Source organism: Cytophagaceae bacterium, assembly GCA_016722655.1.
In the GTDB taxonomy this organism is placed as follows: domain Bacteria; phylum Bacteroidota; class Bacteroidia; order Cytophagales; family Spirosomataceae; genus Leadbetterella.
Genome location: JADKIR010000005.1, coordinates 297164 through 311891, shown reverse-complemented (window position 1 = coordinate 311891; position 14728 = coordinate 297164). Strand labels below are relative to the sequence as shown.

14 protein-coding genes and 1 other RNA gene are annotated in these 14728 nt (G+C 37.9%); 9 read left to right on the top strand and 6 right to left on the bottom strand.

Annotated features, from left to right (window positions below):
- Positions 1 to 71 precede the first annotated feature (71 nt).
- Positions 72 to 449, bottom strand: a transfer-messenger RNA (tmRNA) gene (gene ssrA, locus IPP61_17165).
- Between the two features lie 299 nt (positions 450 to 748).
- On the opposite strand from ssrA, the gene aceB reads away from it, so the two are divergent.
- Positions 749 to 2335, top strand: coding sequence for a malate synthase A (gene aceB, locus IPP61_17160; GenBank protein ID MBL0326870.1), 1587 nt, complete (start codon positions 749 to 751; stop codon positions 2333 to 2335).
- A 43-nt stretch (positions 2336 to 2378) separates the two neighbouring features.
- Positions 2379 to 3659, top strand: coding sequence for an isocitrate lyase (gene aceA, locus IPP61_17155; protein ID MBL0326869.1), 1281 nt, complete (start codon positions 2379 to 2381; stop codon positions 3657 to 3659).
- A 68-nt stretch (positions 3660 to 3727) separates the two neighbouring features.
- Here aceA and IPP61_17150 read toward each other — a convergent pair whose 3' ends face one another.
- Positions 3728 to 4201, bottom strand: coding sequence for a GyrI-like domain-containing protein (locus tag IPP61_17150; protein MBL0326868.1), 474 nt, complete (start codon positions 4199 to 4201; stop codon positions 3728 to 3730).
- Positions 4202 to 4251: 50 nt separating this feature from the next.
- Positions 4252 to 5322, bottom strand: coding sequence for a M42 family metallopeptidase (locus IPP61_17145; protein ID MBL0326867.1), 1071 nt, complete (start codon positions 5320 to 5322; stop codon positions 4252 to 4254).
- A gap of 399 nt (positions 5323 to 5721) precedes the next feature.
- Here IPP61_17145 and IPP61_17140 point away from each other — a divergent pair, with 399 nt between their 5' ends.
- Positions 5722 to 7497 carry an SMP-30/gluconolactonase/LRE family protein gene (locus tag IPP61_17140; GenBank protein MBL0326866.1) on the top strand — a complete coding sequence of 592 codons (1776 nt, stop codon included), beginning with the start codon at positions 5722 to 5724 and terminating at the stop codon, positions 7495 to 7497.
- Between the two features lie 86 nt (positions 7498 to 7583).
- Here IPP61_17140 and msrB read toward each other — a convergent pair whose 3' ends face one another.
- Positions 7584 to 8048 carry a peptide-methionine (R)-S-oxide reductase MsrB gene (gene msrB, locus IPP61_17135; GenBank protein MBL0326865.1) on the bottom strand — a complete coding sequence of 155 codons (465 nt, stop codon included), beginning with the start codon at positions 8046 to 8048 and terminating at the stop codon, positions 7584 to 7586.
- 209 nt (positions 8049 to 8257) lie between these two features.
- On the opposite strand from msrB, the gene sufC reads away from it, so the two are divergent.
- The 6 genes from sufC to IPP61_17105 are packed head-to-tail and all read left to right on the top strand — an operon-like array spanning position 8258 to position 12809.
- Positions 8258 to 9028: a Fe-S cluster assembly ATPase SufC gene (gene sufC / locus IPP61_17130; protein MBL0326864.1), complete on the top strand. Its 771-nt coding sequence runs from the start codon at positions 8258 to 8260 to the stop codon at positions 9026 to 9028.
- Between the two features lie 15 nt (positions 9029 to 9043).
- Positions 9044 to 10339: a Fe-S cluster assembly protein SufD gene (gene sufD, locus IPP61_17125; GenBank protein MBL0326863.1), complete on the top strand. Its 1296-nt coding sequence runs from the start codon at positions 9044 to 9046 to the stop codon at positions 10337 to 10339.
- Positions 10340 to 10341: 2 nt separating this feature from the next.
- Complete coding sequence (locus IPP61_17120) at positions 10342 to 11565, top strand: cysteine desulfurase (GenBank protein MBL0326862.1); 1224 nt, start codon at positions 10342 to 10344, stop codon at positions 11563 to 11565.
- 1 nt (position 11566) lies between these two features.
- Positions 11567 to 11986 (top strand): SufE family protein, encoded by a 420-nt coding sequence (locus tag IPP61_17115; GenBank protein MBL0326861.1) that lies wholly within the window; start codon positions 11567 to 11569, stop codon positions 11984 to 11986.
- Positions 11987 to 12039: 53 nt separating this feature from the next.
- Positions 12040 to 12351 carry a DUF59 domain-containing protein gene (locus IPP61_17110; protein MBL0326860.1) on the top strand — a complete coding sequence of 104 codons (312 nt, stop codon included), beginning with the start codon at positions 12040 to 12042 and terminating at the stop codon, positions 12349 to 12351.
- A gap of 41 nt (positions 12352 to 12392) precedes the next feature.
- Positions 12393 to 12809, top strand: a complete 417-nt coding sequence (locus IPP61_17105) for a BrxA/BrxB family bacilliredoxin (GenBank protein MBL0326859.1) — start codon at positions 12393 to 12395, stop codon at positions 12807 to 12809.
- Between the two features lie 3 nt (positions 12810 to 12812).
- Here IPP61_17105 and hemW read toward each other — a convergent pair whose 3' ends face one another.
- Positions 12813 to 13952, bottom strand: coding sequence for a radical SAM family heme chaperone HemW (gene hemW / locus IPP61_17100; GenBank protein MBL0326858.1), 1140 nt, complete (start codon positions 13950 to 13952; stop codon positions 12813 to 12815).
- Positions 13953 to 14726 carry a class I SAM-dependent methyltransferase gene (locus IPP61_17095; protein MBL0326857.1) on the bottom strand — a complete coding sequence of 258 codons (774 nt, stop codon included), beginning with the start codon at positions 14724 to 14726 and terminating at the stop codon, positions 13953 to 13955.
- Between the last annotated feature and the right edge of the window lie 2 nt (positions 14727 to 14728).

Genomic DNA, 14728 nt, shown 5'->3' with positions numbered 1-14728 from the left:
GTTAAGTAGGGGATTTTAGAATAAATACTTAGCAAAAAAAAATCGCAACCAATAAAATGATTGCGATTTTAGAGTGGAGACGCAGGGATTCGAACCCTGGTCCGAACACGGCTACTGTCGAGCCTTCTACATGTTTAGTCAGTCTTAATTTTCGAGTTCGGGAAGCCGTCTGACGTACCTAACCCTCACCTTATCTTCTCGTTTACTATTTCAGAATCAGAAGTCCGCACTGAAACGCCTCTCTATTTTCGACGCTCCTTGATCTCCCGCAACAGAGGTTAGCAAAAGAGGAACGATGGCAAATGCTAATTTACTCCGAAATTAAGCAGCCATGGCATACTGAGTATTGCCAGTTATTGTTCGGTAGATTTTTTAAATGGAGACCTTCCACCAACTCCATACATGCTTATACTCGCAATGGCATCATGCCGTCAAAACCGGTCGTCCCCATTGCTAATTATTTCAACCATTTTGATAAAATATTAGTTCATGACCGTTTGGATTTCTTTCATAATAATCAAAAAATGTAATTTCTGTTAGTTTCCAAATTATACTAATCCTATATAATATTCTTGCATTTCATTGTAATGCACTGATAAAATGTCTTTTAAAAATACAACATTATTGTACTATTTTAAGAATTTAACAAAAAATCAAGATGTAAATAAAAATATTTGCGAATTTTCGCTGAAATGTGTTTTTTCGTTTTTATGTTTGAATCATCATTTACATTTTATCAGATCATTTTATGGAAACCTTAATTAATGGCAATTACAAAATAATCAACGAGACCAATCCAATTGTTTCGAAAATCCTTACTCCCGAGGCAATAGAGTTTGTCACTCACCTCGAAAGTAAATTTCGAAATAAGAGAAAAGAACTTTTGGCGAATCGCATAATCAGGCAAAAAAAGCTGGAAGCAGATGAGCTCCCAAGATTTTTGAAAGAAACGGAAAAAATCCGGATTTCGGATTGGAAAGTTGGCCCCATACCGGATGACCTACAGGATAGACGAACCGAAATCACCGGTCCTGTAGATAAAAAAATGATTATCAATGCCCTAAATTCTGGTGCAAAGGTTTTTATGGCAGATTTCGAAGATTCCAATTCCCCAACCTGGGACAATTGCATCAATGGTCAGCAAAATTTGATTGATGCCAATCTTAGGACTTTAACCTTCGAAACACCGGAAAAAAAATACAAACTGGGAGAAAACCTGGCTGTTCTTCTGGTAAGGCCACGGGGCTGGCACCTGTTGGAAGAACATTTTAGGTTTGAAGATGAACCAGTTTCAGCTTCGCTGTTTGATTTTGCCCTATATCTGTTCCATAATCATCAAACGCTTTCCGAAAGAGGTTCAGGTACCTATTATTATTTACCAAAACTAGAAGGACACAAAGAGGCAGCTTTATGGAATGAAGTTTTTGTAGAAGCTCAAAAATACCTGGGTTTACCCATAGGCACCATAAAAGCCACGGTATTGATTGAAACTATACTGGCGGCCTTCGAAATGGATGAAATTATTTATGAATTAAAAGATCATCTTGCAGGACTCAATGCGGGCCGCTGGGATTATATTTTTAGTGTAATCAAAAAATTCAGCAAGAATCCGGATTTCATCCTTCCAGACAGGGCTTTGGTCACGATGAGAGTGCCGTTTATGAAAGCTTACACAAGTTTATTGGTGAAGACCTGTCACCGCAGAGGTGCTCATGCCGTTGGCGGGATGGCGGCTTTTATTCCGAACAGAAGAAATGCCCAAATCAATGATATAGCCATAAAAAATGTACAGGAAGATAAAAAAATGGAAGCTGAAAATGGATTTGATGGTACCTGGGTAGCACATCCTGATTTGGTTCCGGTAGCACTTGAGCAATTTGATAAAAAACTGGGTACTAATCCACATCAAAAACATATCATGAGAGAAGATGTAAATGTCAAATCTTTTGATTTGTTAAATGTGAATATTGATAACTTCAGTATTTCCGAAAGGGGAATCAGAACCAATATTTCGGTAGCAATACAATACATAGCTTCCTGGCTGGAAGGCTCCGGGGCAGTAGCCATCAATAATCTCATGGAAGATGCCGCCACTGCGGAAATTTCTCGGGCCCAGGTATGGCAGTGGCTGCACCATGGCGTAAAAACCGATGAAAATCAGATTGTTACCCGTGAATATATCAAGCGGCTATTTGATGAAGAACTCGAAAAACTATTTCAGATTCCTGAGCTCTCTAAGTCAAAAATTGAACAAGCGGCAGGCTTATTCAAAAATCTGATTTTCACCGAAAATTTCGAAGAATTTTTAACACTAAAAGCTTATAAGCAATTATAAAACAGTCAATTAAACTTTTTACAAACTAAAAAAATATAATGTTATGAAAAACCAGGAGAGAATTAATGCACTTATCACCGATTGGGCTACAAACCCAAGATGGAAAGGAATCGAGCGTCCATTTACTGCCGAAGAGGTTATCAAACTTCGGGGATCTTATGATCTGGAATATTCCGTAGCCCGTTTGGGAGCCGAAAAATTGTGGAATACGCTTCAAACCAGGCCCTGGGTAGCCGGCTTGGGTGCCCTGACCGGTAATCAAGCCATTCAGGAGGTGGCCGCTGGGATGCCCGCCATATATTTGTCAGGTTGGCAAGTTGCGGCTGATGCCAATTTGGCCGGACAAATGTATCCCGATCAAAGTTTGTATCCTGCAGACTCGGTTCCTGCTGTGGTTAAAAAAATCAACAATGCCCTGTTGAGAGCCGACCAGATTCAGTCTGTAAATAAAGATGGGGATAAAGATTGGTTAGTTCCAATTATAGCGGATGCAGAGGCAGGTTTTGGCGGGAATCTTAATGCTTTTGAATTGATGAAGCAAATGATTGAAGCCGGTGCCTCAGGTGTACATTTTGAAGACCAGCTTTCATCAGCCAAAAAATGTGGCCACCTTGGAGGAAAAGTATTGGTGCCTACTCAGGAAGCCATCAATAAGCTCATTGCCGCTCGTTTGGCAGCTGATGTTATGGGTACCCCAACCTTAGTGGTGGCACGTACCGATGCGGAAGCGGCTAACCTCATTACTTCAGATATTGACCCTCGCGACCATAAATTCATTATCTCGAAAGAAAGAACCAACGAAGGATTCTTTTATGTAAAAAATGGCCTCGAGCAAGGTATTGACCGGGGATTGAGTTATGCACCTTTTGCCGACATGATTTGGATGGAAACCGGAAATCCTGATTTGGGACTGGCACGTGAATTTGCCCAGGGTATCAAAGAAAAATTCCCTGATAAAATGTTAGCTTATAACTGCTCACCTTCATTTAACTGGGCCAAATACATGACTGAGGGTAAAATGGAAACCTTTAGAGAAGAAATTGCAGAAATGGGCTATAAATTCCAGTTCATAACATTAGCTGGATTCCATGCTTTGAATACTTCTATGTTTGAGCTTTCCAAAGCCTACATGGATCGGGGAATGGCAGGTTTCTCTCAGTTACAACAAAGAGAATTTGCTCTGCAAGAGCATGGATTTAAAGCCATCAAGCACCAGGCATTTGTGGGCACAGGATATTTTGATGCCGTTCAGAATGTCGTAACTGCCGGAGCAACCTCAACAGCCGCACTAAAAGGCTCCACAGAAGAGGAGCAATTCCACTGATTTTGTTATAGGATAAAATGATTCCAATCAAAAAAGTAGTCTGAATTTCAGGCTACTTTTTTTCATTTTTAAAAAATTGGAATCCAAATCTCTTCCTCAGAATCCGGGTCATTATTTTTATATTTTTCTCCCAAAACTTCAAAATGTGGCCTGTTATCTAGCTGAAAACCTGATTTGGGAAGCCAATCACCAAAAATATACTGAAATACTTCCGGATTATTGCTAAGTCCCTTATATTCAAAAACAACGTATTTGCCTGGAGGGACCACCAGCATTTCCATTCCTTCGGGAAAATTTTCACTAGCCTCGTTTACTTCCATTGCTGCCCATTTTACAAAGTTTGTCGCGGGGCTAAAATTTTGGTAATAATCAACCGGAAAAACCTGAACAGAATATAATAGGTCTGATTTCAACCCATTTATTTGATTTCTGTGAGGCATAAAACTCCTCCATAGTTCAAAAGTTTTATTTTCCATCAGGTTCATTTCCAGACTTTTACCTACTAAGTATTTTTCTGAAATTTCTTCAATCCTATTTTTCATGTAAAAAAAAATGCCACGAGGATTCCCCATGTCAAATTTTTATATCCTTTTTATTTTATATATCTAAAATCAGTACCTGCTTCGAGACTTAACAAAAACTCATAATACAAATCTATACAAGCCTGTACGTCGTCTTTGTGTACCATTTCTACTGTAGTGTGCATATATTTTTGAGGCAAGGAAATCAATGCAGAGGCCACCCCTTCTGCCGAATATGCAAAACTATCAGTGTCAGTTCCGGTAGATCGGCTAACTGCTGCACGTTGGAATGGAATTTTCTTTTCTTCTGCCAAATCAATCAACATATTTAACAGATTATTCTGAACTGCCGGGCCATATGAAAGTGTTGGGCCTTTACCACAAGCTATATCTCCGTCCCGTTTTTTGTCATACATGGGCGACTGTGTGTCATGAGTTACATCAATCACAACCGCCACATCCGGTTTCAATCTTCTAGAAATCATTTCCGAACCACGCAGACCAATTTCCTCTTGTACTGCATTCACTATATAGAGTGTAAAAGGCAATTCCTTTTTGTTTTCTTTCAACTTGCGTGCAACTTCGGCGATTATGTAACCACCAATGCGGTTGTCCAGGGCACGGCCTACATAAAACTTCTTATTGAGTTCCATCAATCCATCCTCAAAAGTGGCCACTGTTCCCACATGAATGCCCATTTCTTCCACCTCGGCTTTAGAGCTAGCACCCACGTCAATAAAAATATTCTTAAGACTGGGCGTTTCTTCTTTGGCAGCATCACGCACATGAATGGCCGGCCAGCCAAAAATCCCTTTCACTACGCCGTCTTTACGCGTATGAAGATTCACCCGCATCGATGGGGCTATCTGATGGTCAGAGCCTCCATTTCTTCTCACATAGATATAGCCATTGTCAGTAATATAATTTACAAACCAACTGATTTCGTCGGAATGAGCCTCAATTGCCACACTGTAGGGCTTTCCGGGATTGATTACACCCACAGCAGTACCATAAACATCCACAATTTGCTCATCAATGTATGGTTTCAAATAATCTAGCCAAATCTGCTGGCCGGTAACTTCAAAGCCGGTAGGAGAGGCGTTGTTAAGATATTGGTATAAAAACTTCTCGTTATTTTTCATTCAAAAAATCATTTTTTACAAAAATACTTCAGAAAGCATCCTTCACAAAACTTTTTTCATTTTGGGGGTGACCACCACGCTTTGGTGTGGCGGTCGGGCTATCCATTACAAGTCCGTCCACGCTCATCCATCCGCACTACGGGCTTTCCATTTCTATCCCTCACCCGTTTTTTACTAAATTTTATCATTTGAAAAATAGTTTAAAGAATAAACTCTAAGATTTAAAAATATTCAAACATCATAAATCAATGGTGTTAATTTTAAACGAATTTAAAATCCCTCTCCTTCGGGAGAGGGATTTAGGGTGAGGTTTTAAGATTGAAATTTTCTTTAACTGAACGGCATAGCCTCAACCAAAAATCATTATATTGCCTTCATTATTCAACCAAAAAAACAAAAATGAAAAGAACGCTCACTTTTCTAGGTATCTTATTTGTGCTTATTTCTAAAGCTCAAGCCCAAACAGAAAACTACCCTGTGGATCCGGCTTCCATCGAAAAACCTGGAGTGCCTAAAGGAGAAATCATAAAATTTGTATTTGAAAATTCCAAAATATTTCCAGGAACTACCCGTGAAATAAGTGTTTATGTCCCGGCTCAATATCAATCCAATACCCCTGCTTGCGTATATGTAAACCAGGATGGAGTGCAATGGAAAGCCCCAACCATTTTTGACAATCTGATTTCGGAAAAGGCCATGCCTGTCACGATTGGCGTATTTATTACTCCGGGACAGGTAAAAGCACTTAACCCGGAGCAGGCATTAAACCGCTATAACCGAAGTTTCGAATACGATGGATTGGGAGATAGTTATGCCCGATTTCTACTTGAAGAAGTATTTCCTGAGGTAGAAAAACTGAAAACTAAAGACGGAAAAATCATTAAACTTTCTACTAATGGAAACGACCGGGCCATCGGTGGTTCCAGCAGTGGAGCGGTATGTGCGTTTACTGCTGCCTGGGAAAGACCCAATGAGTTTTCAAGAGTATTCAGTGCAATTGGTACTTATGTTGGACTAAGAGGAGCCGACCGATACCCCACTTTAATCAGGAAATATGAACCAAAGTCAATCAGAGTATTTTTTCAGGATGGCTCCAATGATTTAAATATCTATGCCGGAGATTGGTGGAAAGCAAATGAAACCATGGAGAGATCACTACTATTTGCCGGATATGATGTCAAACATGTGTGGGGCGAAGGGGCACACAATAACCAGCATGGAACTGCAGTATTTGCAGAGGCCATGAGGTGGTTATGGCGGGATTATCCTAAAAAAATTACAGCAGGTGCCACAAAAAATCAGTTTCTCAATGATATTTTGATAGAAAATGAGGACTGGACTTTGGTGGGTGAAAATTATGGCTTTACTGAAGGGACTGCTGTAAATGCAGCAGGTGAAGTGTTTTTTCAGGATATTCCTAATTCAAAAACCTATAAAATTAATACAAAAGGTCAACCTGAAATATATATAGAGGATGCTAAAAAAGCCAGTGGTACCACCTTTACCCCTGATGGAAATATGCTTACCATAACAGGAGGATGGTCTCAACCACCTACCAAACAAGTGCATTTGTATGATAAAAATGGTAAATTTATTAAGGCCATTACCGAGGAGACTCCCGGCAACGATATCACCATTGCAAAAAATGGTAATATTTACGTTACCCAACCTGATGGACGTGAAAAACCCAGTAAAATATTGTTAATAAAGTCTAATGGTGAACAAATAATAGTGGATGAAGGCCTGAAATTCGCCAATGGCCTTTGTTTATCACCCGACCAAACCCAGCTATATGTGACTGAATCTGCCTCTCATTGGGTTTGGGTGTATTCTATTTTGGCAGATGGAACGCTGGTCAATAAACAAAGATTGGGCTGGTTACACGTCAGAGATCAGGATGAAAATGCCTGGAGTGATGGCCTAAAATGTGATCGGGATGGCAGAATTTATGTGACCACCCTTTCAGGAATTCAGGTATTAGACCAATTAGGAAGAGTAAATGCTATTATTCCGGTTCCAAAAACCAAAGGCCAGGTTTCAAATTTATGTTTTGGGGGCTCAAACTTTGATATAATGTATGTTTCAGTTCAGGACAAGGTTTATAAAAGAAAAGTTAAAGTTAAAGGGGCCAATAATTTTGATAAACCCATTAAGCCAAGTGCTCCAAAATTGTAGCTTTTCAACAAAAGCAAAAATAAATTTTAAAACTATTGAATATGAGCCTTTTACCAGACATTTACAGGTAAAAGGCTCATGTTTTTTTATTTGGATGCTTTAAATTTCATCGCCGCTGAATTCATACAATACCTTAAGCCTGTAGGTTTGGGGCCATCATCAAAAACGTGTCCCAAATGGGCATCGCAGCGTTTGCACCTGATTTCATCTCTGATCATTCCTAAGGAATTATCTCTTTTTACCGAAATACGACAATCGTCTATTGCCTGAAAAAAGCTTGGCCAACCGCATCCCGCATCAAATTTAGTGCTTGAGTAAAAAAGCTCCAGACCACATCCCACGCAAGAATAAATTCCTTTCGCCTGATTGTTCCAATAAATACCAGTGAATGGCCGCTCAGTTCCTGATTGACGCGTTACATAATATTGTTCTGGTGTAAGGAGGCTTTTCCATTCTTTATCGGTTTTCGTAATTTTCGGGAAATCACAATCTTTTTGTGCCATAATATTTTGTGAAATAAGTAAAGAAAATATGACTATTAATTTTTTCATAATTTTAAATATTTAAAGTATCGCAAATCCAATCTTAAGTTTGGAACCTTTCTGATACTAAATACGAAATCTTTGTTTATTTAGTTTAATTCTTAAAAAAAACTGCAAAAAAGGAACAAGTGAGGCTTATTTAGAGTTATTAAAAATAATAACAGAAAATAAGCCTAAAGGTTTATCTTTGTAGTCTGAAATAGAAAAAATTACATTTTATGCTGAAAATCAGTAATTTACAAGCGAGAGTTGAAAGTAAAGAGATATTAAGAGGAATAAATCTGGAAGTAAAGCCGGGCGAGATTCATGCAATAATGGGTCCCAACGGCTCGGGTAAAAGTACTTTGGCCTCAGTTTTAGCCGGAAGAGAGGATTATGAAGTTACCGGTGGTACAGTAGAATTTCAGGGAAAAGACCTTTTGGAACTTGCTCCGGAAGAAAGAGCGGCCGAGGGAATATTTCTTGCTTTCCAATATCCTGTTGAAATTCCTGGTGTAACTACCATAAATTTCCTTAAAACAGCTATCAATCAAATCAGAAAATATCATGGAAAAGAGTCATTGGATGCTGCCCAGTTTCTGAAATTGATGAAAGAAAAAGCTAAAACCGTAAAAATAGATGATCAATTATTAAGAAGGTCGCTGAATGAAGGTTTTTCAGGTGGTGAAAAGAAACGAAACGAAATCTTTCAAATGGCCATGCTTGAGCCAACCCTTGGTATCCTTGATGAGACTGACTCTGGTCTTGACATTGATGCCCTAAAAATAGTGGCTGATGGTGTTAATCAGCTTAAAAGTCCTGAAAGGTCATTTATCGTGGTTACCCACTATCAACGTCTGTTGGATTACATCATACCTGATTTTGTTCATGTTTTATATAAAGGTAGAATCGTGAAGTCAGGTACTAAAGAGCTTGCTCTTGAGTTGGAAGAAAAAGGTTACGATTGGGTAAAAGCCGAAGCCGATGCCCTTGAAAATTCTTTGGTTTAAAATTAATTCCGGAAAATGTCATTTCAAAATATACAAACTCAGCTAGAGTCGGAGTTTAATGCATTTCAAGCTACTTTAAATGGCAGTGCCAACTCGGCATTTAACCAAAAAAGAAAGCAGGCTTTTGATCATTTTAAGTCCAAGGGTTTTCCAAGCACAAAACATGAAGATTGGAAATATTCTAGCCTCAAAAAAGTTGATAAGCAGTCTTTTACGTTTCCAAAAGAAGTAAAAAGTATTTCATCTGATTCAATTTTTCCTAAAATTTCAGGACATAGAATTGTTTTTGTTAATGGACAATATTCTGAGGAGCTTTCCGATAATTTTGAAAATGCAAAGATTGAAATTCTTACTCTCAAAGAAGCTCAGGTAAATAAATCTGATTTTTTGAATGAATATTATGGTAAACATCTCAACCTGGAAAAAGACAGTGTGGCTGCAGCAAATATTGCCATGGCCAATGATGGTATAGTTGTTCATATTCCGAAAAATACTACGCTTGAGTCTCCGCTTACTATCCATTTTGTAAGTAATACAGAAGATGAAAATATTGCTTTAAACCTTCATAACCTGGTGGTTGTTGAGCAAAACGCCGAAGTTAAAATCGTTGAAATATATGAAACGCTGGGTGATAAAGCAGCTTTTGAAAATTATGTGACCGAAGTGTTTGTCGGAGAGGATGCCAGAGTAGATTATTATAAAATTCAGGAAGAAAATAACCAAAGTAGCCATATTGGTACTACCCAGATTTATCAGGAGAAAAAAAGCTATTTTTATGCTGCGACCATATCTCTGAACGGTGGATTTATTAGAAATGATCTGAATCTGATTCTTGATGGAGAATATATCGAAAGCCACATGTTTGGTTTATATATTCCAAATGAAAGCCAGCATATTGATAATCATACACTTGTGGATCACCGCAAGCCAAATTGTGAAAGCAACGAACTATATAAAGGAGTGCTTTCTGATCAGTCAACAGGTGTTTTTAACGGGAAAATATTTGTTCAGCAAGATGCCCAAAAGACCAATGCTTACCAAAATTGCCGGAATGTAATTACTTCTGACTCAGCCAGTATGAATTCCAAACCCCAGTTGGAGATTTGGGCCGATGATGTAAAATGTTCGCATGGAACCACCACCGGTAAACTCAATGATGAGGCAATATTCTATATGCAGTCAAGAGGGATTCCAAAACCTGATGCCATAAGACTTCAATTGGTTGCGTTTGCAGAGGATGTAGTTTCTCAAATTAAAATTGAGGAACTCAGGGAGATTTTGGATGAAAGAATTGAACAAAAACTGCAATAATAGTGGAGCTCAATATCAACGAAATCAGAAGTCAGTTTCCGATTCTTCATCAGGAGATTAAAGGAAAAAAACTTGTTTACTTTGACAATGCAGCCACTACGCAAAAACCCAAAGTGGTTTTGGATGCACTTTTAGGATATTATGAAGGCTACAATGCAAATATCCATCGTGGTATTCATCATTTAGCCGAAAAAGCCACTGCTGCGTATGAAGCTACCCGAAAGTCGGTTCAAGAATTTTTAAATGCTAAATATTCTGAAGAAATAATTTTTACGTATGGTACTACCGATAGCATTAATCTGGTAGCAGGTACTTTCGGTAAAAAATTTATAGATAAAGGTGACGAAATCATAATCAGTACTTTAGAGCATCATAGCAACATTGTTCCATGGCAAATGCTGTGTGAGGAAAAAGGCTGCGTGCTAAAAGTGATACCCATTAATGATCAGGGTGAAATTTTGATAGATGAATACCTGAAGTTACTTTCGCCCAAAACCAAGTTCGTATCAGTAGTGCATGTTTCCAACGCATTGGGAACCATTAATCCTGTGAAAGAAATTATTGCAGCTGCTCATAATAAGGTAGGAGCAAAAGTATTGATTGACGGTGCACAGGCATGTAGTCATATAGATATTGATGTTCAGGATCTTGATGCAGATTTTTATGCATTATCGGCACATAAACTGTTTGGACCCACCGGAATGGGAGTTTTATACGGCAAGAAAGAACTTTTAGAAGCCATGCCACCTTACAGGGGTGGGGGTGAAATGATCAAAGAAGTAACTTTTGAAAAAACCACCTACGCCGATTTACCCTATAAGTTTGAGGCCGGAACACCAAATATTGCAGATGTTGTTGCCTTTAAAGCTTCTCTTGAATTCATTGGTGAATTGGGAAAACAGAATATTGCAGTTTACGAAGATAAACTCTTGAAATATGCTACCGAAAAACTCTCTGAAATTGAAGGGTTGACAATTGTAGGTCAGGCTAAAGATAAAGTTAGTGTAGTTTCTTTTGTTTTGAAAAATATTCACCCGCAGGATGTGGGAATCATTCTTGACCAACAAGGAATCGCCGTAAGAACCGGACATCATTGTACCCAACCTTTGATGCAGAGATTCAACATTCCGGGAACAGTAAGAGCTTCATTTTCAGTATATAATACGTTTGAAGAAATAGATAGATTGGTTGAAGGAGTAAAAAAAGTAATTAAAATGTTGTCATAAAATGACCATAAACGAAACACAGGATCAACTGATAGAAGACTTTGAATTATTTGACGATTGGGAGGAGAAATATGAATATATTATTGACATGGGGAAAAAACTCCCGGTCATGCCCGATGAGCATAAATCTGAAGAAAATATAATAAAAGGTTGTCAGAGTGTTGTGTGGCTAAATGCCTCATTTAAAGAGGGTTTGGTTCACTTTGAAGCTGATAGTCAGGCAATGATAGTAAAGGGTTTGGTTAGTATGTTGTTAAATGTTTTATCGGGACATACCCCTGAAGAAGTTTTGCATGCTGATCTTTATTTTATCGAAAAAATTGGTCTTACCAGCCATTTGGCTCAGACAAGAGCCAATGGTTTAGCATCGATGGTCAAACAAATGAAAACCTATGCTCTGGCTTTTCAGGCAAAAAATTAAAGAACTAAAAACTCAAGATTACTGTTTTTGCATTATTTGGAACCAATAAAAATATGGAAGAGGAAGAGTTAAAAAATAAAGTTGTCGAAGCGATCAAACAAGTTTATGATCCGGAAATACCTGTCGATGTATTTGAATTGGGACTGATTTATGACATCAAAATTTTCCCTGTCAACAACGTATATGTTCTGATGACCCTCACTTCTCCCTCTTGTCCATCAGCTGAAAGTATTCCGGTAGAGATTGAAGAAAAAATCAGAGAGGTAGAAGGAGTAAACGATGTAAGTATAGAATTGACATTCGAACCGTCCTATTCTACCGATATGATGAGTGAAGTTGCCAAACTTGAACTTGGATTTATGTAAAATTGATTGGAAATAAATAATAAATACAAATAAATAAAAATATGTATCCTCCCCATTTAGTTGCACCCATGAAACTCGATTTGACGAGTGCGGGTTTTGAAGAATTGACCACAGCCGAAGCTGTAGATCAGTTTATGGCTAATCAAAAAGGAACCGCCCTGGTGGTAATTAATTCAGTATGTGGCTGTTCTGCAGGTACTTGTCGTCCCGGAGCAAAAATGTCTTTAATGATATCAGAACATAAACCTGATCAATTGAAAACGGTATTTGCCGGTGTTGATTTAGAGGCAACACAAAGAATGCGTGAATATATACCGCTTCCTCCATCATCACCTTCGATTGCACTTTTTAAAGATGGCGAGTTGGTGCATTTTGTTGAAAGACATCATATTGAAGGTCGTTCAGCGGATATGATTGGACATCATTTGGCGGCTGTTTACGAAGAAGTTTGTGCTTAAGTATTAATCAAAAAACAAATCAGAGGCGATACGGTCAGAGAAAATCCGGCCTTCAGAAGTAATCGAAATCGTTTCGGCTTCCTGAGCAATCCAATTTTTGTTTTTTAATAAAGAAATATTATCCCAAAAGGTTTGAGGAATTTCTCCGGCCATTTGGGATATTTTTTTTAGATCCACACCCCAAATTGTTCTCAAACCTGTCAAAAGGTAATCATTGATTCGGTCTGAATTTGAGAGTTCTTCAACAATAGAAGGAACCAGGCCAGATTCGATAGCCTTAATATATTTTGGATTATTTGCCACATTGCTCATCCTGTTTTTACAATCATAAGAATGAGCCGAAGGACCAATGCCTAAATATTCTTCGTCTTTCCAATAAGCAGAATTGTGAATTGCAAATTTTCCTTCAAAGCCAAAATTAGAAACCTCATATTGGATATACTTTTTATCCGAAAGAAAGTTTACCAAAATTTCATATTGCGTTGCTGCGTGTTCTTCGCTGATGGCTTTCATTTTTTTTTGCTTCAGCCATTTTCCAAACACGGTGTCTTTTTCCAGCGTAAGATTGTATGCTGAAATATGCGGAAGGTTAAATCCGGAAATTATTTCAAGATCTTTGAAAAGAATGAGATTTGACTCTTTTTCATTTAACTCTAAAACGTTGTGGGCATAGATAAGATCCACCGTGAGATTTGAATATTCCGCACCTAACAGCAGGTCCAAAGCTTTTATTGAAATCTCAGCCTTATGGTTACGGTTAAAATAACCCAAAATTCTGTCGTCGAAAGTTTGAATTCCAAGACTTAAACGATTTATTCCCAGTGTTTTCCAATGTTTAATTTTGTCAATTTGAACATCTTCAGGATTGGTTTCAAGAGTTATTTCTTCTACTTCTGTTAAATCGAAATTTTTAGAAATAGTTTCAAAAATCTTGTCTAAGTCCTTATTTTCGAGAAAAGAAGGAGTACCACCGCCAAAATAAACGGTTTGAAGTTTTTTATTTCGCAGAAAATCTTTTTGTAAAATTATCTCTTCACAAATAGCATCAATCAACTTGTCTTTAAGTTGAAGATTGGTGCTGAAATGAAAATCACAATAATAACAGGCTTGCCTGCAAAACGGGATATGCAGGTAGAGATGCATTTATTTCGTAGCCACAAAGAAATAGTCAATACATTTCTCAGGCTCGTTACTCAAATGGTGATCGTCCCAATTAATTTCGGCTGCCAGGCCTTCCGATTGTTGGAGCAATTTGTTTCGGTTAAAACGATTGAGTATTTCGTAAGGAATTCTTAAAATCCAGGATGGAAGCCGGTGCTGTAAATCCAAAATATCCCATCTCATTATTTTTCTTACCGAAGCCTTATTTTGCTCATAATATTCCCAAACTTTATCATTACCACCAACTCCTTTCGCATCTAAATCTTTGAAATATTTCAACATAAGGTTCTTTAATTCTTCTGTACGATATTCTCTGATATGCCAGGGATTCCTACTCAAAGAATAATCTTTATTCACCGTTGTCAATAAAATCTTACCTCCCGGTTTCAATACCCTTTTGGCTTCTTCCAGAAATTTATGGTCGTCCTGAATATGCTCAATTACCTGAAAAGTTACTATATAATCAAATGTATTGTCCTGAAATTCAGTCAAATGAGGTAAATCAACAGTATTAAAATAACTCTGAGGGTATTTTTCACTTAAAGCTTTTATGAGCGGCTCATTTTTATCTAAACCTGTAAAATGGTCACATGAATCGATAAGTTTTTCAACTCCACGGCCCCAGCCACATCCCAGCTCAAGTACTTTGCCGCTGATAATTTTTGAAGCCATTTCATAAGGAAAATATAATCTCTGATGAACAGGATTGTCAGAAAGAATTTCAGCACTAGTAATTTCGGTAGTGGCGTAAGTCATAT

Coding starts and splice junctions, on each gene's coding strand:
- aceB (MBL0326870.1), top strand. CDS start 749: ATGGAAACCTTAATTAATGGCAATTACAAAATAATCAACGAGACCAAT.
- aceA (MBL0326869.1), top strand. CDS start 2,379: ATGAAAAACCAGGAGAGAATTAATGCACTTATCACCGATTGGGCTACA.
- IPP61_17150 (MBL0326868.1), bottom strand. CDS start 4,201: ATGAAAAATAGGATTGAAGAAATTTCAGAAAAATACTTAGTAGGTAAA.
- IPP61_17145 (MBL0326867.1), bottom strand. CDS start 5,322: ATGAAAAATAACGAGAAGTTTTTATACCAATATCTTAACAACGCCTCT.
- IPP61_17140 (MBL0326866.1), top strand. CDS start 5,722: ATGAAAAGAACGCTCACTTTTCTAGGTATCTTATTTGTGCTTATTTCT.
- msrB (MBL0326865.1), bottom strand. CDS start 8,048: ATGAAAAAATTAATAGTCATATTTTCTTTACTTATTTCACAAAATATT.
- sufC (MBL0326864.1), top strand. CDS start 8,258: ATGCTGAAAATCAGTAATTTACAAGCGAGAGTTGAAAGTAAAGAGATA.
- sufD (MBL0326863.1), top strand. CDS start 9,044: ATGTCATTTCAAAATATACAAACTCAGCTAGAGTCGGAGTTTAATGCA.
- IPP61_17115 (MBL0326861.1), top strand. CDS start 11,567: ATGACCATAAACGAAACACAGGATCAACTGATAGAAGACTTTGAATTA.
- IPP61_17110 (MBL0326860.1), top strand. CDS start 12,040: ATGGAAGAGGAAGAGTTAAAAAATAAAGTTGTCGAAGCGATCAAACAA.
- IPP61_17105 (MBL0326859.1), top strand. CDS start 12,393: ATGTATCCTCCCCATTTAGTTGCACCCATGAAACTCGATTTGACGAGT.
- hemW (MBL0326858.1), bottom strand. CDS start 13,952: ATGCATCTCTACCTGCATATCCCGTTTTGCAGGCAAGCCTGTTATTAT.
- IPP61_17095 (MBL0326857.1), bottom strand. CDS start 14,726: ATGACTTACGCCACTACCGAAATTACTAGTGCTGAAATTCTTTCTGAC.